The following is a 19,367-nucleotide window of genomic DNA, read 5'->3' as shown; positions in this document are numbered from 1 at the left end:
CCGTCCCCGACCAAGGACCGGGCGGGCGCCGCGGTGCGTCCGCGACGCCCCGGCGCCGGGCGGCGTACGGCCGCTCAGGACCCGTCCAGGCGCGCGAACTGCTCGGGGGTGAGGCGGACACCGAGCGCGCCCAGGTTCTCCCTCAGATGCCGCTCCGAGGTGGTGCCCGGAATCGGCAGGACGTGCGGGGCCCGGTGGAGGAGCCAGGCCAGGGCCGTCTGGGACGGGGTCGCGCCGGCCTCCCGCGCGACCGCCGCCACCGGCCCGTCCGGGTCCGCGTGGCCGCCCATGGCGATCGGGAAGAAGGGGACGAAGGCGATCCCGCGCCCCGCCGTGTGGTCGAGCACCGCCTCGTGGCCGCGGTCGGCAAGGTTGTAGAGGTTCTGCACGGCGGCGACCGGGGCGACCGCCTCCGCCTCCTCCAGCTGCGCGACCGTCACCTCGGAGAGACCGATGTGCCGGACCTTGCCCTCCTCCTGGAGGAGGCGCAGGGCGCCGACCTGCTCGGCGAGCGGGTAGTTCTCGTCGATCCGGTGCAGATACAGGAGGTCGATCCGCTCGGTCCGCAGCCGGCGCAGGCTCAGCTCCGCCTGCTGGCGCAGATAGGCGGGGTGACCGAGCGGCACCCACTCGGTGGGGGAGGGGCGCACCACGCCGACCTTGGTGGCCACCGCGACCTCGTCGCCGTAGGGACGGAGCGCCTCGGCAAGGAGGTCCTCGCCCGCGCCGAGGGCGTAGGCGTCGGCCGTGTCGAAGAGGGTGACCCCGGCCTCCGCCGCCGTCCGCAGCAGCTTCACCGCGGCCGCCCGGTCGGCCGGGGCCGTCCAGATCCGCGCCTCGGGACCCCTCGGGTCGTCCGGCCCGTCGGCCAGCCGCATCGCGCCGTAGCCCACGCGCCGGACCGGCAGGTCACCGCCGAGCTGGAATATCGTCATGTCATCGGTGTGCGTCACGTCATCGGTGTGCGTCATGCCCGGAACGGTAGGAGCTGACACCGGTGTGAGCTTCAAGCCCGGAGGGCGGGGAAGTGAGGGGGATCACATGGGGACGATGAGGATCGGCGAACTGGCGCGCGCGACCGGCGTGACCGTCCGGCTGCTGCGCTACTACGAGGAGCAGGGCCTGCTCACCTCCGAGCGCACCCCCGGCGGACAGCGGGTGTACGGCTCCGACGCGCCCGCCGTCGTCCGCCGCATCCGGGCGCTCCTCGCCGCCGGACTGCCCACCCGGGTCATCGCCGAGGTCCTCGCCTGCGTCTGCGGCAGCGAGGCCGAGATCGAGCCCTGCCTGAGCCCCCTGCTCGTCGCCCGGCTCGACGAGATCGACTCCCGGATCCAGGACCTCCAGGGCGCCCGCTCCTCGCTCGCCGCCCTCGTGGCGGCCACCGAGGGCCGCCAACTCGCCGGGGCGGAAGGCGGCGTGGGCTGAGCGGGGACGGCGGGAATACGGTGGCCCGGAGCCGGGGGCGCGGGGGATCATGCCGCCATGAGCTCTCTCGTGCGCCATGTGACCATCGACTGCACCGACGCCTACGCGCTCGCCACCTTCTGGGCGGCGGCACTGGACGCCCAGGTCTCCGACGACGACAAGCCCGGTGACGAGGAGGCGCTGGTCGACTCTCCGGGCGCCAGCCTCCTCTTCATCCAGGTTCCCGAGCCCAAGGCCGTGAAGAACCGGGTCCACCTCGACCTCCAGCCGCAGGACCGCACGCGCGACGAGGAGGTCGAGCGCCTCCTCGCCCTCGGCGCGACCCTCCTGGACGACCGGCGCAACCCCGACGGCACGGGCTGGGCCACGCTCGCCGACCCGGAGGGCAACGAGTTCTGCGTGGAGCGCAGCGCGGCCGAGCGGGCCGGTTAGCGGCGGCGCCGGAGCCGGCGGGCGGAGTAATCCGGACAGAGGATGTCGGGTATCCGGTGTTCCCTGGAGCCATGGGAGACACCGGACACACCGACACCACCGGAAACGGCCGACACGCGCGACACGACGGGGGCGAGGGGCACGCGGCCCGCGCCGGGCATCCCTGGTCGGCCTTCGAGGCCGCCGAGCCCGTCCTCGCCGCGACCGTGCGCGAGCGCTTCGGCCGGTACACCCACCACGCCCTCGCCACCCTCCGGCGCGACGGCGCGCCCCGGCTCAGCGGGATCGAGGCCGACTTCCGCGCGGGCGAGCTCTGGCTCGGCATGATGCCCCGCTCCCGCAAGGCGCTGGACCTGCTCCGGGACCCGCGCTTCTCGCTCCTCGCCAACCCGGGCTCCGGGACCGGCATGGGCGGGGGTGACGTGCGGGTCTCGGGGCGGGCCGCCGAGATCACCGACCAGGACACCTTCCGGTGGTACGCCCGCGAGGCGGGCGCCCCGCCGCCCTTCCACCTCTTCCGGGTGGAGCTCACCGAGGTCGTACGGACCCGGGTGGACGGCGAGGAACTCGTCGTCACCTCCTGGACCCCGGGGCGCGGCGTGCGGACCCTCCGGCGCGGCAACGGCGACGAGCCGCCCCGCGAGGCGCGGTGAGCGGACCCGCCGGGCTCCCGCGGGGGTCCGGCCGTCCCGCCCGGCGCCCGGGGTGCCGTCGCGCACGGGGCCCGGCTCGGTACCCTGGAGCGGGGAGTTCACCGAGGGGCGTTCCGCGCCGGCCTCGGCACCCGCCTGACCTGCCGGTCCTGCGCACACCGGGACCGCACCTCCCCGTGCACCCGATCGGGACCGCCGTACGTCCCGAGAACCCCCGCGGGACCGGCGTACGCCCCGTCCCTGTGACTCCGCTCACCCGGAGGCATCCGCCGGGCGCCCCGGTGGGCGACCGGAGGCGGGAAGGTTCCGGGGCGCACTATTGTTCCGAAGAGAAACGGCCGGGGCCCGCACCCTCGCAGGGTGCGGGCCCCGGCCGTGCCGCGCAGCCAGGAAGGCACGAATGACCCGCTCCGAACGCCCCTACAAGCGCGGCCCCCGCACTGCCCGGGCGACGTCCGCCTCGCAGCCCAAGGGCTCCCGCGGAGGCCGCCCCGCCACGCCCCCGCCGCCCCGGGAGTTCACCCCACCGGAGACGGTGACGCCCGCCCTGCCGCCCGTGGCCTCCTTCGAGGACCTCGACATGCCGGCCGCGCTGGTGAAGACGCTCGCCGAGCAGGGCGTCACCGAGCCCTTCCCCATCCAGGCCGCGACCCTGCCGAACTCGCTCGCCGGACGCGACGTCCTCGGCCGGGGCCGTACCGGCTCCGGCAAGACCCTCGCCTTCGGCCTCGCCGTCCTCGCCCGCACCGCGGGCCGCCGCGCCGAGCCGACCGCGCCGCTCGCCCTCGTCCTCGTCCCGACCCGCGAGCTCGCCCAGCAGGTCACCGACGCGCTCACCCCGTACGCCGCCGCCCTGCGCCTGCGGATCACCACCGTCGTGGGCGGCATGTCGATCACCCGCCAGGCCTCCGCGCTGCGGCGCGGCGCCGAGGTGCTCATCGCCACCCCCGGCCGCCTCGACGACCTCATCGGCCGTGGCGACTGCCGCCTCGACCAGGTCGCCGTCACGGTCCTCGACGAGGCCGACCAGATGGCCGACATGGGCTTCCTGCCGCAGGTCACCAAGCTGCTGAAGCAGGTCGAGGAGGGCGGCCAGCGGCTGCTGTTCTCGGCGACCCTGGACCAGAACATCGACCGGCTCGTCCGGATGTTCCTCCACGACCCGGTCGTCCACTCGGTCGACCCGTCGGCGGGCGCCGTGACCACCATGGAGCACCACGTCCTCTACGTCCTGGACGAGACGGACAAGAAGGCCGTCACGACGCGGATCGCGGCCCGCGACGGCCGCACCATCCTCTTCCTCGACACCAAGCGGTCCGTGGACCGGCTGGTGAAGCGGCTCCTCGCCCAGGGCGTACGGGCCTCCGGCCTGCACGGCGGGCGCTCCCAGCCGCAGCGCAACCGGACCCTCGACCAGTTCAAGACCGGACAGGTCACCGCGCTCGTCGCGACGAACGTGGCGGCCCGCGGCATCCACGTGGACGACCTCGACCTGGTCGTCAACGTCGACCCGCCGGTCGACCACAAGGACTACCTCCACCGGGGCGGCCGCACCGCCCGCGCCGGCGAGTCCGGCAGCGTCGTCACCCTGGTCCTGCCCGAGCAGAAGCGGGACATGGGCAAGCTGATGTCGAACGCCGGGATCCGTCCCCGCACGGCGCAGATCAAGTCCAGTGACGAGGAGCTGGTGCGGCTCACCGGCGCCAAGGAGCCCTCGGGCGTCCCGGTCGTCATCGAGACCCCGCAGCCCGTCCAGCAGCCGGGCACCGGCTCGGGCCGCCGTCGCCGCAGGCCGTCGTCCGCCTCCGCGTCGGGCGGCACGGGCCGGGGCACGGCCACGGGCTCGGGCTCGGGCACGACGAAGGGCCGCGCCTCCGGCACCGGCCGCGCCGCCGGCACCGCCTCGGGCCGCACGGCCTCCGGCGCCGGCTCCCGCACGGCCTCCGGCACCGGCGGTACCGGCTCCCGTACCGGCTCAGGCGCCGGGTCCCGTACCGGCGCGTCCCGGGGTGCGGGCGGCGGGCGCTCCCGTGGCGGCGCCACCCGCTCCCGCGTCGCCCGCCAGCCGAGGTCCACGGACGGCTGACGGGCGCTCGGCCGGGCGGGCACGCCGGGCCGCGGAGGACCTCCGCGGCCCCGGCCCACGCCCCCGGCCGTCCGGCGGAAACCCGCCGGCGGAGGACACCCTGTGACGGGTTCGCGCAGACGTGCGAACGGCCGGTGAGCGGCGGTGAACGTCCGGCGAATTGAAGGCGGTCGGGGTTCTGCCCGCGCTCTTCGCGCGTCAGCATCGCAGGCATGCGTCTTCCCCCTCGAATCGGCCTGGCCGGCGGTGTCGCTGCCGCCCTCCTCTCCTCCCTCCTCCTCGGCGCCCCAGCCGGCGCGGCACCGGCCGCGCCCGCGCCCGTCGCGGCCCCCCTCGCGGCGGCGGCCTACGGCTCGATCTGCTCCTCCGACCTGCCCGCGCAGGCCCACGACACCCTCCGCCTCATCGAGGCGGGCGGCCCCTTCCCGTACCGGCAGGACGGCTCCGTCTTCCAGAACCGGGAGCGGCTCCTTCCGGCCCAGGGTTCCGGCTACTACCACGAGTACACGGTGAAGACCCCGGGCACGTCCACGCGCGGCGCCCGCCGGATCGTCACCGGCAGCGCGGAGCGGGAGGACTACTACACCGCCGACCACTACGCCTCGTTCGACCTGATCGACCACGCCTGCTGAACCGTCCGCCCTCCGCCGTACGGCTCCGGCCGCGGCGGCGTCAGCGGCGGCGCGGGGCCGTCCACTCCAGGCGGGCGCGGACCCGCGGGTCGCGGACGAACTCCAGGGCGGCGAGCGCCGTCTCGCGCGGCGCCCCGTCCGGGTCGCCGTCGGCCAGGATCGACGCCAGCGCCTCGACCGCCCGCGGGTCCTGACGGATCGCCAGGCCGCGGGCGGCCTCCGCCACCGTCTCCGGGTCGTCGTCGCCGAGCCGCTCCGCGAGGCCCTCGCGGACGAGCGGGGAGTCCTCGGGGAGTTCGGCCAGGGCCAGCGTCGCCCAGTCCCGCACGCGGGCGTCCGCGTCCCGGCTGAGCGCCAGCAGCACCCGTACCGCCTCGCCGTGCCCGGCCGGCACGATCCCGGCCAGCGCCGCGGCGACCGCCCGCCGCACCGCCGCGTCCGGGTGCCCGGCCGCCGCGAGCAGCTCGGGCACCGCCGCAGGGTCACCGCACTCGCCGAGCGCCGCCACCACCGACAGCAGCGGTTCCCGGTCACCTCCCAGGGCGCCCTCCACGGCCAGCCGCCGCAGCACCGGTACGGCGCCCGGCCCGAAGCCCGGCAGGGCACCCAGGATCCGCGCCCCGAGCGCCCGCCGCAGCGGGTCCCGGTAGGCGCACCAGGCCGCCGCCGTCACGAAGGTCTCCTCGTCGGCCCGCCCGGCCAGTTCGGCCACCACCGTCGTCCAGTCGTCCAGCTCCGGGTCACCGCAGCGCAGCGCCCGCGCCGCCAGCTCCTCGTGCGGGGTGCGCCGTCCGAGCGCCGCCTCCAGCAGCGTGGCGACGGCCGCGTGGCCGGTCTGCCGCTCGTCGCCGCGCCCCGGCCGGCCGTCCTCGCGCAGCAGCTCCACGACCACGGTCACCCCGCCGTCCTCCCGGACCCGCCGGACCACCGCCTCGTACGTCTCGCCGCCCTCGTTCCCGGCGACCAGCCCGCGCCGCAGCTCGGCCGCGATGTCGGCGCCGATCCACCGCCGCGCCTCCCGCAGCGCCTGTTCCAGGGACCGCGCCCCGTGGTCGAGGAGCGCCCGTACGGTGCCGGTGGAGCCGCGCCGGGCGGCGGCGACGAGCGGGACGAGCCCGTCGGGGCCCGGCCGGTCGGGATCGGCGCCGTGCTCCAGGAGCGCCCGTACGGTGCCGGTGTGCCCGAGCCGTACGGCCCAGGCCAGCGCTGTCCAGCCGTACGCCTCCTCCTGGTCGGGCCGGGCGCCGCCCGCGAGCAGCGCCCTGACCACCTCGGTGTGCCCGCCGCAGGCCGCCCCGCACAGCGCCAGGTCGCCGCCGTCGGCGCCGCTCGCCCGGCCGGGGTCGGCCCCGGCGGCGAGCAGCAGCCGCACGATCCCCGGTTCGTCGGCGACCGCCGCGCGGTACAGCGCGGTCTCCCCCTCGTCCAGGGCCTCGGGGTCGGCCCCGTTCCGCAGGGCCCGTACGACCCCGTCCTCGTCACCGTCCAGGACAAGTTCGAACAACGTGCTCATACCGCGACCCTGGCCCGAGGTCCGGGCCGGGGGCAAATCATTACCGGTTCACGCGGGTTCGCGGTGAAGCGCGGCACCGTCCGGACCACCTTGCGCGGGAAGGGGACCACGGTGCCGAAGCACCGGACGCCGCGGATCGCGCCTCGCGGGCGACGCCGCTCCTCTCCGGGCACGGCCTAGGATCGACCGGCAGGACGACGACAACGGGGGAGCGCCATGACCGGTCAGGTCGCCGCGGTGAGCCGCAACGAGACGTACTCCTTCAGCAAGCCCCCTCGCGAGTCCATCAGGCTCCTCGCCGGGCTCGGCGTGGAAGGAGACGTGCACGCGGGGAAGACGATCCGCCACCAGTTCCGCATGACCTACGAGCCGGACCTGCCCAACCTGCGCCAGGTCCACCTGATGCACGAGGAGCTCTTCGGCGAACTCGCCCGCAAGGGCTTCGAGGTCTCCGCCGGGCAGCTCGGCGAGAACATCACCACGCGCGGTGTGGACCTGCTGGGCCTGCCCACCGGCGCCCTGCTCCGCCTCGGGGAGCGGGCCGTGCTGGAGGTGACGGGCCTGCGCAACCCGTGCGCGAAGATCAACGACTTCCGCCCGGGGCTGCTCGGCGAGGTCTTCGCCCTGGACCCCGCGTCGGGCGAGTTCACCTTCAGGTCCGGTGTCATGGCCGTGGTCCGCCAGGGAGGAATCGTCCGTCCCGGCGATTCCGTCAAGGTCGAGAACCCGCCTCTTCCCCACCGACCCCTGGAGCGCGTCTAGGACGTGTCCGGAAGGTCGCGGGCGAGGCGCGCCTTTCCGGTCACGGCCCGGGAACGCCCGATCAGGCCGCGCACTCCAGGACCTCTCCGCAGAGAGGGCACCGGGCGCGGAGGGCACGTCCGGCCGGGAGGCGGAGGCGCCGGCGGCAGACGGGACAGGAGAAGGTGACGTGGGTGGCCGGGGCGCCGCCGTCGAAGGCGTACGGGGCGCCGGGGGCCGCCCGGCCCAGGCGCCTTTCCCCGCCGTAGCGGCGCCGGGCCGTCCAGGAGGCACCGGCCAGCGGCGGCTGCCGCCGCTCGCGGGCCGCCTCGGCCCGGCCGTGTACCCACGCCTCGTACGCCACCGCGCTGGTGAACCACGGTGACGGGTCCTCACCGAAGCGGGCGGACCGCAGGGCGAGCACGTACCCGAACTCCTCGGGGGTGAGGTAGCCGAGCTGCTGGCCCTCCGTGCCGTCCTGCCGGTAGGCGTCGAGAAGCAGCCAGCCGGCGCCCAGATAGGTGGTCGCCACGTCCGTGAGGATCTCGTTCGCCGCCGTGCCGGGAAACTCCAGGCCGAGCCGGTGGAGCAGGAGGTGGGTGATCTCGTGGGCGAGGGCCGCGCCGATGTCGGCGCGGCGGGTCCGGAACCGGTCGTTGAGCTCCACGGCGTACTCGGGCCCCGTGGCCGGCCGGACGCTCGCCGCGTGCTCCATCCGGCGGAACCGCACGACGAGCCGCGCCTCGGGCAGCCGCAGGTGGCGGACGAGGGCGGCGGCCACCCGCCGCACGCCGGTGCGGAGCTCCTCGCCGGGGCCGAGGGCCACCGCCGCGGCGGGCACGCTCGTCGCGTAACGCCGCAGTTCGGCGGGGGAGAGGTGCCGGTGCAGCGCGGTGAGCGAGGCGTGCACGGTCGCGCGGTGCGGGAAGCCGTGGACGACTCCGTACGGGTCCCCCTGAGCGGGTGTACCGCCGACACGGTCGGCGCCATGACGGTTCGGCATGCCGGATCCCCCCTGCCGTTCACTGTACGGTCCTACGGTCCCCCCACCGGCTCTGGCCGAAAAGGCTTCCTTGTGACGGCAGTTGGGCGTTGCCCATAATTCCCGGCATGCTTTGACGGGCGCATGTCATGACTGCATGCCGTGGCGTCAGGGCCAACCCCCCATGAAAGAAGGCAGACACGTGAAGAAGAACCGACTGGTCCGCGCGCTCCAGAAACTGGCCGCGGCCGGCGCCGTCGTCCTGGCGGCCGTCAGCCTCCAGCCCACCACGGCCTCCGCCGCCCCGGCGCCCGTCGTCGGCGGCACCCGCGCCGCGCAGGGCGAGTTCCCCTGGATGGTCCGGCTCTCCATGGGCTGCGGCGGCTCCCTGCTCACCCCGCAGATCGTCCTCACCGCCGCCCACTGCGTCAGCGGCTCCGGCAACACCACCAGCATCACCGCCACCGCCGGCGTCGTGGACCTCCAGTCCAGCAGCGCCATCAAGGTCCGCTCCACCAAGGTCCTCCAGGCCCCCGGCTACAACGGCCAGGGCAAGGACTGGGCCCTGATCAAGCTGGCCAGCCCGATCACCACCCTGCCCACCCTGAAGATCGCCGAGACCACCGCCTACAACAGCGGCACCTTCACCGTGGCCGGCTGGGGCGCCACCTACGAGGGCGGGGGCCAGCAGCGCTACCTGCGCAAGGCGACCGTGCCCTTCGTCTCGGACGCCGAGTGCCAGCGCGCGTACGGCAGCTCCCTCGTCCCCGGTGAGGAGATCTGCGCCGGCTACAACGAGGGCGGGGTCGACACCTGCCAGGGCGACTCCGGCGGCCCGATGTTCCGCAAGGACAACACCGGTGCCTGGATCCAGGTCGGCATCGTGAGCTGGGGCGAGGGCTGCGCCCGGCCCGGCTACCCCGGCGTCTACACGGAGGTCTCCACCTTCGCCGCCGCGATCAAGTCGGCCGCGGCCACGCTCTGACCCGTAGGGCAAACCCCGCTCGGCGGCCGGTTCCCCCGCGGAACCGGCCGTACGACCGCCGAGGAGGGCCCCGGGGCGCCGACCGCCCCGGGGCCCTCCGGCACACGGAGGGTCAGGGCCGGTCCGGCAGCAGCTCCACGCCGGTCACCCCGCCGCCCTCCAGCTCCAGGACCCACACCTCGTTCCCGCCCTCCCGCAGCACCGGCCCCGGCAGGAACAGCGCGTCCTGCGGACCCACCGTCCAGTAGCGGCCGAGGCAGAATCCGTTCACCCACACGAAGCCCCGGGTGCCGCCGCCGAGCCGCAGCCACGCGTCCCCCGCACCCGCCACCGCCACCTCGCCCCGGTACAGGCCCCGGCCCCCGCCGTCCCGCGGCACCGGGCCGAACGGCACCGCGCCGACCGCCGCCTCCTCGAACGCGTCCAGCCGCAGCCCCCGCGCCCGGACCCCGTGCAGATACTGCCGCTCGTGCCGCACCCCGCCCGTGAGGCCCTTCACCTCCCCCTGCCGGGGCCCGTAGTTGACCCGCCCCAGGGACTCCACCCACAGGTCCACCACCGCCGGGCCCGCCACCGGCTCCGGCAGCACCGCCTCCTCCGCCGCGAGCACCCCCGCCACGGCCCCGTCCACCTCCACCACCGCCCGGTCCCGCAGCCCCGCGACCGACAGCGGATACGGCCGCCGCGGCCCCGGCACCTCCACCCGGTAGCGGACCAGGCCCCGGTCCACGCCCAGCTCCTCGAAGGACGGCGGCAGCGGTGCCGCCACCTCCGGCCCGCCGAGCGCCTCCAGGACCGCGCCCAGCGGCGCCCAGCCGCCGAGGCCGGCCCGCACCGGCGCCCCGAGCCGGGCCGGCGGCTCGGGAACCCCGGGCAGCGGACCCTCCGCGTACGGTGCGAGCACCTCGCGGAACCGCCAGAACTTCTCCGTCGGCCGCCCCGCCTCGTCCACCGGCGCGTCGTAGTCGTACGAGGTCACCGTCGGCAGCAGCGGTCCGTCGTGCAGCTCGCCCGCGCGGTTCGCGCCCGCCCACCCCGCGAAGTTCGAACCGCCGTGCGCCATGTACACATTCACCGAGGCCCCGCACTCCAGGATCTCCCGCAGCGCCGCCGCCGCGTCCCCCGCGTCCCGGGCCGCGTGCTCCGTCCCCCAGTGGTCGAACCAGCCGCACCAGAACTCCATGCACATCAGCGGCCCCGCCGGCCGGTGCCGCCGCAGCGCCGCGAACCCCTCCCGCGCCCCCGCGCCGAAGTTCGCCGTCGCCAGCACCCCCGGCACCGAGCCGCCCGTCAGCATGTGGTCCTCCGGCCCGTCCGAGGTGAACAGCGGCACGCTCACCCCGCACTCCCGCAACAGCTCCGCCAGCCACTCCAGATAGCCCCGGTCACTGCCGTAACTGCCGTACTCGTTCTCCACCTGCACCAGCACCACCGGCCCGCCCCGGTCCACCTGCCGCTCCACCACCTGCGGCAGCAGCCGCCGGAACCAGGACTCCACCGGCGCCAGGAACTCCGGGTCCCGCGTCCGCACCCGCCGCCCCAGCGGACCGGTCACCCAGTGCGGCAGCCCGCCGTTCTCCCACTCGGCGCAGATGTACGGCCCCGGGCGCACGATCGCCCGCATCCCCGCCCGCTCCACCGCGTCCAGGAACCGGCCGAGGGCCGCCACGTCCGCGTACCGCCCCGGCTCCGGCTCGTGCAGATTCCACGGGACGTACGTCTCCACACAGCCGAGGCCCATCGCGCGCAGCATCCCCAGCCGGTGCTCCCAGTGGCCCTCGTGCACCCGGAAGTAGTGCAGCGCCCCCGACAGCAGCCGCACCGGCCGCCCGTCGAGCAGAAAGTCCTCGTCACCCACAGCGAACGCGCTCATGGCGTCACCCTCGCCCTCTGGCGGCGGGCCGGTCCATGGACAAAGATCGTCGCAGTTTGGACATCAGGATCCGCACGCCGGGGAGGGCCGGTCCATGTACCACACCTGGATGCGCTACTTCACACCCAGCCCGGTCCACCACCGCCTCGGCCTCGTCTGCCTCGGCGTCGGACTCCAGCACGGCGCCCTGCCGACCGTCGGGCCCCGCACCCTCGACCATCACGTGGCCGTCGTCGTCTCCGCGGGCGGCGGCTGGTACCGGGGCGCCGACGGACGGCGCGCCACCGTCACCGCCCCCGCCCTCCTCTGGCTCACCCCCGGCGTCCCGCACCACTACGCCGCCGACGCCGGCACCGGCTGGGACGAGGCGTTCGTCGACTTCGCGGGCCCCGCCACCGCCACGTACACCGAACTCGGCTACATCGAACCCGACCGGCCCGTCGTCCCCCTCTCCGACGCCGCCCCGGCCCGGGCCGCCATCGGCCGCATCGCCCGCGCCGCCCGCCCCGGCAATCCGTTCCTGGAGGCCGAGACCGGCGCCGCCGTCCACGAACTCCTCGTCGCCCTGCGCCGCGCCCGCGCCGACACCAACGCCGACGGCGACCCGGTCCTCGCCGCTCTCGCCCGCGACGCCTGCCGGCCGCTGACCGTCGCCGAACACGCCGCCCGGCACGGCATGACCGCGGCCGAGCTGCGCACCGCCGTCCGCCGCGCCGCCGGGTGCAGCCCCAAGGACTACCTGCTCACCGTCCGTCTCGGCCGCGCCAAGGAACTGCTCGCCGCCACCGACCTGCCCGTCGCCGCCGTCGCCCGCCGCGTCGGCTACGACGACCCCGCCTACTTCTCCCGCCTCTTCACCCGCCGGGTCGGCACCGCGCCCATCCGCTTCCGCGCGCAGCAGGGGCGGGCCGTGCACGGCGGCTGGAGCACCCGCGTTCCGGATCCCGAACACCCGCCGACGATCCTGCCGAGGTCCGGATAGGCTCGCTGACCATGAGCGACACCACCGACATCGACGGGGCCGTACGGGCCGAGCTGACCCGCCTGCGCGAGAGCATCGACAACATCGACGCGGCGGTGGTCCACATGCTCGCCGAACGCTTCAAGTGCACCCAGCAGGTCGGTGTCCTCAAGGCGAAGCACCAGCTGCCGCCCGCCGACCCGGCCCGCGAGGCCCGCCAGATCACCCGCCTGCGGGAGCTGGCGGAGAGCGCCAAACTGGACCCGGCCTTCGCCGAGAAGCTCCTCAACTTCATCATCGCCGAGGTCATCCGCCACCACGAGACGATCGCCGACGGGGCCGCCGCGACCGGGACCGGCGCCGCCGCGAGCGGGACCGCCGGTTCCGCGCCCGCCGGCCCGGTCACCGCCCCCGACGCCGGCCGCACCCTCCGATGACCCGCGTCACGGTCTTCACCCTCGGTGGGACCATCTCCGCCCGGGGCGACGGCGCCACCCGCCTGACCGGCGCCGAGGTCCTCGCCGGTCTCGGGGCCCCCTCGCACCCCGCCCCCGCCGGGCTCGCCCCCGAGGAGATCGAGCTGCGCGACTTCCGGCGCGTCCCCAGCTCCTCCCTCACCCACGAGGACCTGGCCGCCCTCGCCGCCGAGGTCCGCGCGGCCGTCGCCGCCGGCAGCGGCGTCGTCGTCGTCCAGGGCACGGACACCCTGGAGGAGACCGCGTTCCTCCTCGACCTGCTCTGCACCACCGAGCGGCCGGTCGTCGTCACCGGCGCCCTGCGCCGCGCCGACCTGCCCGGCGCCGACGGCCCCGCCAACCTGGCCGCCGCCCTCGCCGTCGCCGCCGACCCCGCCTGCCGGAACCTCGGCGTCCTCGTCGTCCTCGCCGACGAGATCCACGCCGCCCGCCACGCCCGCAAGACCCACACCACCTCCCTCACCACCCTCGCCTCGCCCGGCGCCGGCCCCCTCGGCGCCGTCGTCGAAGGCGAACCCCGCGTCCTGCTCCGCCCGGCCGTGCCCGCCACGCCCCGCCCGCTGACCCTCGACCCCGCCGTCCGCGTCGCCCTCGTCACCCTCTCCCAGGGCGACCGGGGCGAACTCCTCGACGCCGTGGACGAGCGCTTCCGGGGACTCGTCGTCGCCGCCTTCGGCGCCGGCCACGCCCCGGCCTGGCTGGTCGAACCGCTCGCCGCGCTCGCCCGCCGCATCCCGGTCGTCCTCGCCTCCCGCACCGGCTCCGGCACCACCCTGGCCCGCACCTACCGGGGCCCCGGCTCCGAACACGACCTGATCGGCCACGGGCTGATCCCGGCCGGGCCGCTCGACCCGCCCAAGGCCCGGATCCTGCTCCAGGCGCTCCTCTCCAGCGGCGCGGCGGGACCCGCCGGATACGACCGGCCCCGCATCGCCGCCGCCTTCGCCCACCTCGACGGCTCCGGCCTCGCCTGACCGCCGGCCCCACCCCGTACCCGGTCCCGGCACCGTCCCGTCCCGGCCTCCCGCCCATCCCGGACCACCCTCTGCCCCGAGCCGGAGCGATCGGGCAGCATAGGGCCCATGTCCGTACTGACGCGCGACGAAGCGCAGACCCGTGCCCAGCTCCTCGACGTCCACCACTACACCGTGGACCTCGACCTCACCACCGGCGACGAGACCTTCGAGTCCACCAGCCTCGTCAGGTTCACCGCCCGCACCGCCGGGGACACCTTCGTCGAGCTCAAGCCCGTCACCCTGCACTCCGCCACCCTCGACGGGAAGCCGCTGGACCCCGCCTCCCTCGACGGCAACCGGCTGCCGCTCACCCTCACCGAGGGCGAGCACGAGCTGTGCGTCCGCACCACCATGCGCTACTCCCGGACGGGCGAGGGCATGCACCGCTTCACGGACCCCACCGACGGCGAGTCGTACGTCTACACCCAGCTGTTCATGGAGGACGTGCAGCGCGTCTTCGCCGCCTTCGACCAGCCCGACCTGAAGGCCGTCTTCGAACTCACCGTCACCGCCCCCGAAGGGTGGACGGTCCTCGCCAACAGCCTCACCGAACGGCAGGACGACGGCCGCTGGAAGGCCGCTCCCACCCCGCTGCTCTCCACCTACTTCGTCTGCGTCGCCGCCGGCCCCTGGCACAGCGTCCGCACCGAGCACGCCGGGCTGCCCTTCGGCATCCACTGCCGCCGCAGCCTCGCCGCCCACCTCGACGCCGACGCCGAGGAGATCCTCGCCGTCACCAGGGCCTGCTACGACCGGTACCACGAGAAGTTCGACGAGCCGTACCCCTTCGACTCGTACGACCAGGCCTTCGTGCCCGAGTTCAACGCAGGCGCCATGGAGAACCCCGGCCTCGTCACCTTCCGCGACGAGTTCGTCTTCCGCTCCGCCGTCACCGACACCGAGCGGATGACCCGCGCCATGGTCATCGCCCACGAGATGGCCCACATGTGGTTCGGCGACCTCGTCACCCTGCGCTGGTGGGACGACATCTGGCTGAACGAGTCCTTCGCCGAGTACATGGGCTACCAGACCGTCAACGAGGCCTGCTCCGACCTCTTCGCCGACACCTGGATCGACTTCGGCGTCACCCGCAAGGCCTGGGGGTACGAGGCCGACCAGCGCCCCTCCACCCACCCCGTCGCCCCCGACCCCGACGCCGTCCCGGACACCGCCTCCGCGCTCCTCAACTTCGACGGCATCTCCTACGCCAAGGGCGCCTCCGCCCTGCGCCAGCTCGTCGCCTGGCTCGGCGAGAGCGACTTCCTCGCCGGCATCAACATCCATTTCAAGCGCCACAAGTTCGGCAACGCCACCCTCGCCGACTTCATCGACAACCTGGCCGCCGCCACCGACCGCGACGTCCACGGCTGGGCCGAGCAGTGGCTCCGCACCACCGGCGTCGACGTCCTCACCCCCCGCCTCACCGGCGAGGGCGCCCGCTGGCAGCTCACCGTCGACCGCGACGGCGGCCGCCCGCACCGCGTGGACGCCGGCGTCTACGACCGCGACCCGTCCGGCGCGCTCGTCCTGCGCGAGCGCCGCCAGCTCGACGTCCCCCAGGACGGGCCGGCCGAACTGACCGGCCCTCGCCCCGCCCTCGTCGTCCTCAACGACGGCGACCTCACCTACGCCAAGCTCCGCTTCGACAAGGCCTCCGAGGAGTCCGTCCTGCGCGGCCTCTCCCGGCTCCCCGACCCGCTCACCCGGGCCGTGGTCTGGAACGCCCTGCGCGACATGGTCCGCGACGGTGTCCTCACCCCCGGCGAGTACCTGGAGGCGGCCCGCGCCCACCTCACCGAGGAGAGCGAACTCGCCCTCGTCCAGGGCGTCCTGGGCTTCGCACGCACCCAGATCGCCGACCGGTACGTCGCCGCCGAGGAGCGCCCCGCCGCCCTGGCCACCCTCCGCGAGATCGCCCGCGCCCTGCTGCGCCGCACCGAGGACGGCGACTCTCCCGGCCTGCGCCTCACCGCCGTCCGCACCCTGATCGACAGCGCCACCACCCCCGACCAGATCGCCTCCTGGCTGGACGAGGGCACGGTCCACGGCGGCCCCGAGCTCGACCCCGAGCTGCGCTGGCGCATCCTGGCACGGCTCGCCGTCCTCGGCGCCACCGACGAGGCCGCCATCGCCGCCGAGCTGGAGCGTGACCCCAGCGCCACCGGCCAGGAGGGCGCCGCCCGCTGCCGGGCCGCGCTCCCGGACGCCGGGGCCAAGGCGGCCGCCTGGTCCGCCATGTTCGACACCGACGACCTGTCCAACTACCTGTTCACCGCCACCGCGCGGGGCTTCTGGCAGCCCGAGCAGGCCGAGCTGGTACGGGAGTACGTCACCCGCTTCTACCCCGACGCCGTCGCGCTCGCCGACCGCCGGGGCGCCGCCATGGCCGAGGCCGCGGGCAGCCACGCCTTCCCGGCGCACGCGGTCGACGCGGCGGCGCTGGCCCTCGGCGAGTCCCACCTCGCCGGCGACACCATGATCCCGGCCCTCCGCCGCAAGCTCGTGGACCAGCTGGACGACCTCCGCCGCGCCCTGCGCGTCCGCGAGGCCTGACCCAGCCGGTGCGGTACGGGGCCCGGCCCCCGTACCGCACCGGCGGCCGGCGTCCCCAGGCGACATCCCCGGAGCCCCGTCCGTCCCCCCCGGCCACGTCACGGAAGCCCCGCCCCGGACCGCCGGCCGCCCCGCGCCCGTACCTCCCGCCCCGCCCCACCGCCACGCCCGTGTCCCCCTTTCGGGTCACGCGCGGGTTCTCGCCGGACATGTCCGGCCTCGTCCCGGCACCCTGTCGTCCATGCGTGCCGCACCCCCGCCCCTCGCCTCCGCCCCCACGCCCCTGAGCCGCCTCCTGGGCATCGCCCTCGACGCCCTGCGCGAAGGAGCGGAGGTACGCGGCGGGCCCCTCCCTGCCGGTGGCCCCCGGGCCGTGGCCGAGCGGGTGCGCGCCGCCGTGGGGGAGGCCCTCCCCGACACCGGCACCGGCGCCGGCGAGGCGCTCCGCACCCTGGTCCGGGTCCTGGCCGAGGGCGCCGCCGACCCCGCGCACCCCCTCTGCGCCGCCCACCTCCACACCCCGCCCCTCGCGCTCGCCGCCGCCGCCGACCTCGCCGCCTCCGCGCTCAACCCGTCCCTCGACTCCTGGGACCAGGCGCCCGCCGCCTCCGCCCTGGAGGCCGAGGTCACCGCCGCCCTCGCCGTCGAGGTCTTCCCGGCCGCCGACCGCCCCGACGCGCTCGTCACCACCGGCGGCACCGAGTCCAACCAGCTCGCCCTGCTCCTCGCCCGCGAACGCCACGGCGCCGTACGCCTCGTCGCCGGCGCCAACGCCCACCACTCCCTGCGCCGCGCCGCCTGGCTCCTCGGCCTGCCGGAACCGATCACCGTCCCCACCCCCGGGGGCGTCCTCGAACCCGCCGCCCTCACCGAGGCCCTCACCGAGCGCCCCGGCCCCGTGCTCGTCGCCGCCACCGCCGGCACCACCGACGAGGGCCTGATCGACCCGCTCCCCGCCCTCGCCGACGTGTGCGCCGCCCACGGCGCCGACCTCCACGTCGACGCCGCCTACGGCGGCCCCGTCCTCTTCAGCCGCACCCACCGCCACCTCCTCGCCGGTCTCGACCGGGCCCGTACCGTCACCGTCGACCTGCACAAACTCGGCTGGCAGCCCGCCGCCGCCGGACTGCTCGCCGTCCGCGACCCCGCCGACCTCACCGCCCTCGGCCACACCGCCGACTACCTCAACGCCGGTGACGACACCGACGCCGGCCTCCCCGACCTGCTCGGCCGTTCCCTGCGCACCACCCGCCGCCCCGACGTCCTCAAAGCCGCCGTCACCCTCCGCGCGCTCGGCCGGGCGGGGCTCGGCGACCTCGTCGACCGCTGCGTGGAGCAGGCCCGGCACCTCGCCGACCTGGTGGAGAAGGCCCCCGGACTCGATCTGCGGGCCCGCCCCGTCCTCACCACCGTGCTCCTCCGCCCCACCGGAGCCGACGACACCGCCGTCGCCGGCCTCCGCCGCACCCTCCTCACCGAGGGCCGCGCGGTCCTCGGCCGGGCCACGGCCGACGGCCGCCTCTGGCTCAAGGTCACCCTCCTCAACCCCCACACCACCCCCGACGACCTGGCACGGCTCGTCGCCCTCGTGGAAGGCAGCACACCGCGATGACCGGCAGCACCCCCGCCCCGCAGGACCACGACCGCCCCCACGACCTCGTGGGCGTCGGCATCGGCCCGTTCAACCTCTCCCTCGCCGCCCTCGCCCACGGCGTCCCCGGCGGCCTGGCCACCGCCTTCTACGAACAGCGCCCCGCCTTCCAGTGGCATCCCGGCCTCCTCATCGAGGGCGCCACGCTCCAGGTCCCCTTCCTCGCGGACCTGGTCACCCTCGCCGACCCGGCGAGCCCCTGGAGCTTCCTCAGCTACCTCCGCCACCGCGAGCGCCTCTTCCCCTTCTACTTCGCGGAGAAGTTCCACATCCAGCGCGCCGAGTACGACGCCTACTGCCGCTGGGTCAGCGAGCGGCTCCCCGGCCTGCACTTCGGCCACCAGGTCGACTCCGTCCGCTGGAACCCCGAACGGCGCCTGTTCGAGGTGGACTTCAGCCAGATCGACCCGGCCGGCGGGGCCGAGGCCCTGGGCCGCGCGTACACCAGGAACGTCGTCCTGGGCGTCGGAACCGAACCGTACGTCCCCGAGCCGCTGCGGCCCCTCGCCGACGCCCCCGGCGTGCCCGTCCTCCACTCCGCCGACTACCTGACCCACCGCGAGACGCTGCTGCGCGCCGGGCACGTCACCGTCATCGGCTCCGGCCAGTCCGGCGCCGAGATCTTCCTCGACCTGCTCAGGGCCCGGCCCGCCGGCGCCGAGCGGATCCACTGGCTCGCCCGCACCGAGGCCTTCGCCCCCATGGAGTACTCCAAGCTGGGCCTGGAGCACTTCACCCCCGACTACACCCGCTACTTCCACGCCCTGCCCGAACCGGTGCGCGGCGAACTCGTGCCGCGCCAGTGGCAGCTGCACAAGGGCATCGACGCCGAGACCATCGCCGCCATCCACGACGAGCTGTACCGCAGGACCCTCCACGGCGGCTGGCCCGAGGCCGTCCTCACCCCCGGCGTCCGGGTCCGCACCGCCGGACGCGTCGCGACCACCCGGGTCGAGCTGCACCTCGAACACGTCCAGCAGGGGACCCGCTCGCGCCTCACCACCGACGCCGTCGTGCTCGCCACCGGCTACCGCGAGCGCCCGGTGGACCGGATGCTCGCCGGGCTCGACCCGTACCTGCGGCACGACGCCGCGGGCCGGGCCCGGATCGACGCCTCGTACCGGCTCGTCCTCGACCCCTCGGTGACCGGCGCCGTCTTCGTCCAGAACGCGGAGCGGCACACCCACGGCGTCGGCGCCCCCGACCTCGGCCTCGCCGCCTGGCGCAGCGCCGTCATCCTCAACACGCTCACCGGCAAGGAGCCGTACCCGCTGCCCCGCCGCACCGCGTTCACGAGCTTCGGCCTGGAAGCGCGAGAGGCGCCCGGCGTTCCGGCCCAGGACCGGAAGCTGACGCCTCTCGTACAGAACTGACGGGGGAGCGGG

At 75.5% G+C, this 19,367-nt stretch carries 17 protein-coding genes; 13 read left to right on the top strand and 4 right to left on the bottom strand.

Annotated features, from left to right (window positions below; all coding sequences use genetic code 11):
* Positions 1 to 74: 74 nt before the first annotated feature.
* Positions 75 to 971, bottom strand: coding sequence for an aldo/keto reductase (locus ABTY40_RS08015; RefSeq protein ID WP_352058725.1), 897 nt, complete (start codon positions 969 to 971; stop codon positions 75 to 77).
* A gap of 79 nt (positions 972 to 1,050) precedes the next feature.
* On the opposite strand from ABTY40_RS08015, the gene ABTY40_RS08010 reads away from it, so the two are divergent.
* From ABTY40_RS08010 to ABTY40_RS07990, 5 genes are all read left to right on the top strand, one after another.
* The gene (locus ABTY40_RS08010; protein WP_502990518.1) at positions 1,051 to 1,428 is read left to right on the top strand and encodes a MerR family transcriptional regulator; all 378 of its coding nucleotides are present in this window, start codon (positions 1,051 to 1,053) and stop codon (positions 1,426 to 1,428) included.
* A 57-nt stretch (positions 1,429 to 1,485) separates the two neighbouring features.
* Positions 1,486 to 1,860 (top strand): VOC family protein, encoded by a 375-nt coding sequence (locus ABTY40_RS08005; RefSeq protein ID WP_352058723.1) that lies wholly within the window; start codon positions 1,486 to 1,488, stop codon positions 1,858 to 1,860.
* A 71-nt stretch (positions 1,861 to 1,931) separates the two neighbouring features.
* Entirely contained in the window at positions 1,932 to 2,513 is a 582-nt protein-coding gene (locus ABTY40_RS08000) for a pyridoxamine 5'-phosphate oxidase family protein (protein ID WP_352058722.1), read from the top strand.
* Positions 2,514 to 2,913: 400 nt separating this feature from the next.
* Positions 2,914 to 4,599 (top strand): DEAD/DEAH box helicase, encoded by a 1,686-nt coding sequence (locus ABTY40_RS07995; RefSeq protein WP_352058721.1) that lies wholly within the window; start codon positions 2,914 to 2,916, stop codon positions 4,597 to 4,599.
* Between the two features lie 212 nt (positions 4,600 to 4,811).
* Positions 4,812 to 5,231, top strand: a complete 420-nt coding sequence (locus ABTY40_RS07990) for a guanyl-specific ribonuclease (RefSeq protein WP_352058720.1) — start codon at positions 4,812 to 4,814, stop codon at positions 5,229 to 5,231.
* A 40-nt stretch (positions 5,232 to 5,271) separates the two neighbouring features.
* Here the strand turns inward: ABTY40_RS07990 and ABTY40_RS07985 are convergent, their stop codons facing one another.
* A complete protein-coding gene (locus tag ABTY40_RS07985; RefSeq protein WP_352058719.1) occupies positions 5,272 to 6,744 on the bottom strand; it encodes an ankyrin repeat domain-containing protein in 1,473 nt (490 codons plus the stop codon).
* A gap of 216 nt (positions 6,745 to 6,960) precedes the next feature.
* On the opposite strand from ABTY40_RS07985, the gene ABTY40_RS07980 reads away from it, so the two are divergent.
* Positions 6,961 to 7,506, top strand: coding sequence for an MOSC domain-containing protein (locus tag ABTY40_RS07980; protein WP_352058718.1), 546 nt, complete (start codon positions 6,961 to 6,963; stop codon positions 7,504 to 7,506).
* A gap of 61 nt (positions 7,507 to 7,567) precedes the next feature.
* On the opposite strand, the gene ABTY40_RS07975 is transcribed toward ABTY40_RS07980, so the two are convergent.
* Positions 7,568 to 8,488: a hypothetical protein gene (locus tag ABTY40_RS07975; RefSeq protein WP_352058717.1), complete on the bottom strand. Its 921-nt coding sequence runs from the start codon at positions 8,486 to 8,488 to the stop codon at positions 7,568 to 7,570.
* Between the two features lie 163 nt (positions 8,489 to 8,651).
* On the opposite strand from ABTY40_RS07975, the gene ABTY40_RS07970 reads away from it, so the two are divergent.
* Positions 8,652 to 9,452: a S1 family peptidase gene (locus ABTY40_RS07970; RefSeq protein ID WP_309050745.1), complete on the top strand. Its 801-nt coding sequence runs from the start codon at positions 8,652 to 8,654 to the stop codon at positions 9,450 to 9,452.
* 112 nt (positions 9,453 to 9,564) lie between these two features.
* Here ABTY40_RS07970 and ABTY40_RS07965 read toward each other — a convergent pair whose 3' ends face one another.
* Positions 9,565 to 11,325 carry a glycoside hydrolase family 35 protein gene (locus ABTY40_RS07965; protein ID WP_352058716.1) on the bottom strand — a complete coding sequence of 587 codons (1,761 nt, stop codon included), beginning with the start codon at positions 11,323 to 11,325 and terminating at the stop codon, positions 9,565 to 9,567.
* 94 nt (positions 11,326 to 11,419) lie between these two features.
* Between ABTY40_RS07965 and ABTY40_RS07960 the strand changes: the two genes are divergently transcribed.
* The 6 genes from ABTY40_RS07960 (at position 11,420) to ABTY40_RS07935 (ending at position 19,355) form a co-directional block, all read left to right on the top strand.
* Positions 11,420 to 12,307 (top strand): helix-turn-helix transcriptional regulator, encoded by an 888-nt coding sequence (locus tag ABTY40_RS07960; RefSeq protein WP_352058715.1) that lies wholly within the window; start codon positions 11,420 to 11,422, stop codon positions 12,305 to 12,307.
* 11 nt (positions 12,308 to 12,318) lie between these two features.
* Positions 12,319 to 12,723 carry a chorismate mutase gene (locus ABTY40_RS07955; protein ID WP_352058714.1) on the top strand — a complete coding sequence of 135 codons (405 nt, stop codon included), beginning with the start codon at positions 12,319 to 12,321 and terminating at the stop codon, positions 12,721 to 12,723.
* A complete protein-coding gene (locus ABTY40_RS07950; protein ID WP_352058713.1) occupies positions 12,720 to 13,736 on the top strand; it encodes an asparaginase in 1,017 nt (338 codons plus the stop codon). The genes ABTY40_RS07955 and ABTY40_RS07950 overlap by 4 nt, the downstream gene beginning before the upstream one ends.
* A 108-nt stretch (positions 13,737 to 13,844) precedes the next feature.
* Positions 13,845 to 16,331: an aminopeptidase N gene (gene pepN, locus ABTY40_RS07945; protein WP_352058712.1), complete on the top strand. Its 2,487-nt coding sequence runs from the start codon at positions 13,845 to 13,847 to the stop codon at positions 16,329 to 16,331.
* Between the two features lie 241 nt (positions 16,332 to 16,572).
* Entirely contained in the window at positions 16,573 to 17,943 is a 1,371-nt protein-coding gene (locus ABTY40_RS07940) for a pyridoxal phosphate-dependent decarboxylase family protein (protein ID WP_352058711.1), read from the top strand.
* Positions 17,940 to 19,355 carry a lysine N(6)-hydroxylase/L-ornithine N(5)-oxygenase family protein gene (locus ABTY40_RS07935; RefSeq protein ID WP_352058710.1) on the top strand — a complete coding sequence of 472 codons (1,416 nt, stop codon included), beginning with the start codon at positions 17,940 to 17,942 and terminating at the stop codon, positions 19,353 to 19,355. Before ABTY40_RS07940 ends, ABTY40_RS07935 begins: the two co-directional genes overlap by 4 nt.
* Positions 19,356 to 19,367 lie beyond the last annotated feature (12 nt).

It is taken from the genome of Streptomyces sp. NPDC126503 (assembly GCF_040302405.1).
GTDB lineage: Bacteria > Actinomycetota > Actinomycetes > Streptomycetales > Streptomycetaceae > Streptomyces > Streptomyces gulbargensis.
This window is presented reverse-complemented; position numbering and strand designations above follow the sequence as displayed.

What these genes read in the sequence shown, in the direction of transcription:
- ABTY40_RS07990 (WP_352058720.1), top strand. Translation starts at nt 4,812, where the DNA reads ATGCGTCTTCCCCCTCGAATCGGCCTGGCCGGCGGTGTCGCTGCCGCC.
- ABTY40_RS07955 (WP_352058714.1), top strand. Translation starts at nt 12,319, where the DNA reads ATGAGCGACACCACCGACATCGACGGGGCCGTACGGGCCGAGCTGACC.
- ABTY40_RS08000 (WP_352058722.1), top strand. Translation starts at nt 1,932, where the DNA reads ATGGGAGACACCGGACACACCGACACCACCGGAAACGGCCGACACGCG.
- ABTY40_RS07950 (WP_352058713.1), top strand. Translation starts at nt 12,720, where the DNA reads ATGACCCGCGTCACGGTCTTCACCCTCGGTGGGACCATCTCCGCCCGG.
- ABTY40_RS08005 (WP_352058723.1), top strand. Translation starts at nt 1,486, where the DNA reads ATGAGCTCTCTCGTGCGCCATGTGACCATCGACTGCACCGACGCCTAC.
- ABTY40_RS07975 (WP_352058717.1), bottom strand. Translation starts at nt 8,488, where the DNA reads ATGCCGAACCGTCATGGCGCCGACCGTGTCGGCGGTACACCCGCTCAG.
- ABTY40_RS08015 (WP_352058725.1), bottom strand. Translation starts at nt 971, where the DNA reads ATGACGCACACCGATGACGTGACGCACACCGATGACATGACGATATTC.
- pepN (WP_352058712.1), top strand. Translation starts at nt 13,845, where the DNA reads ATGTCCGTACTGACGCGCGACGAAGCGCAGACCCGTGCCCAGCTCCTC.
- ABTY40_RS07965 (WP_352058716.1), bottom strand. Translation starts at nt 11,325, where the DNA reads ATGAGCGCGTTCGCTGTGGGTGACGAGGACTTTCTGCTCGACGGGCGG.
- ABTY40_RS07960 (WP_352058715.1), top strand. Translation starts at nt 11,420, where the DNA reads ATGTACCACACCTGGATGCGCTACTTCACACCCAGCCCGGTCCACCAC.
- ABTY40_RS08010 (WP_502990518.1), top strand. Translation starts at nt 1,051, where the DNA reads ATGAGGATCGGCGAACTGGCGCGCGCGACCGGCGTGACCGTCCGGCTG.
- ABTY40_RS07995 (WP_352058721.1), top strand. Translation starts at nt 2,914, where the DNA reads ATGACCCGCTCCGAACGCCCCTACAAGCGCGGCCCCCGCACTGCCCGG.
- ABTY40_RS07985 (WP_352058719.1), bottom strand. Translation starts at nt 6,744, where the DNA reads ATGAGCACGTTGTTCGAACTTGTCCTGGACGGTGACGAGGACGGGGTC.
- ABTY40_RS07970 (WP_309050745.1), top strand. Translation starts at nt 8,652, where the DNA reads ATGAAAGAAGGCAGACACGTGAAGAAGAACCGACTGGTCCGCGCGCTC.
- ABTY40_RS07940 (WP_352058711.1), top strand. Translation starts at nt 16,573, where the DNA reads ATGCGTGCCGCACCCCCGCCCCTCGCCTCCGCCCCCACGCCCCTGAGC.
- ABTY40_RS07935 (WP_352058710.1), top strand. Translation starts at nt 17,940, where the DNA reads ATGACCGGCAGCACCCCCGCCCCGCAGGACCACGACCGCCCCCACGAC.
- ABTY40_RS07980 (WP_352058718.1), top strand. Translation starts at nt 6,961, where the DNA reads ATGACCGGTCAGGTCGCCGCGGTGAGCCGCAACGAGACGTACTCCTTC.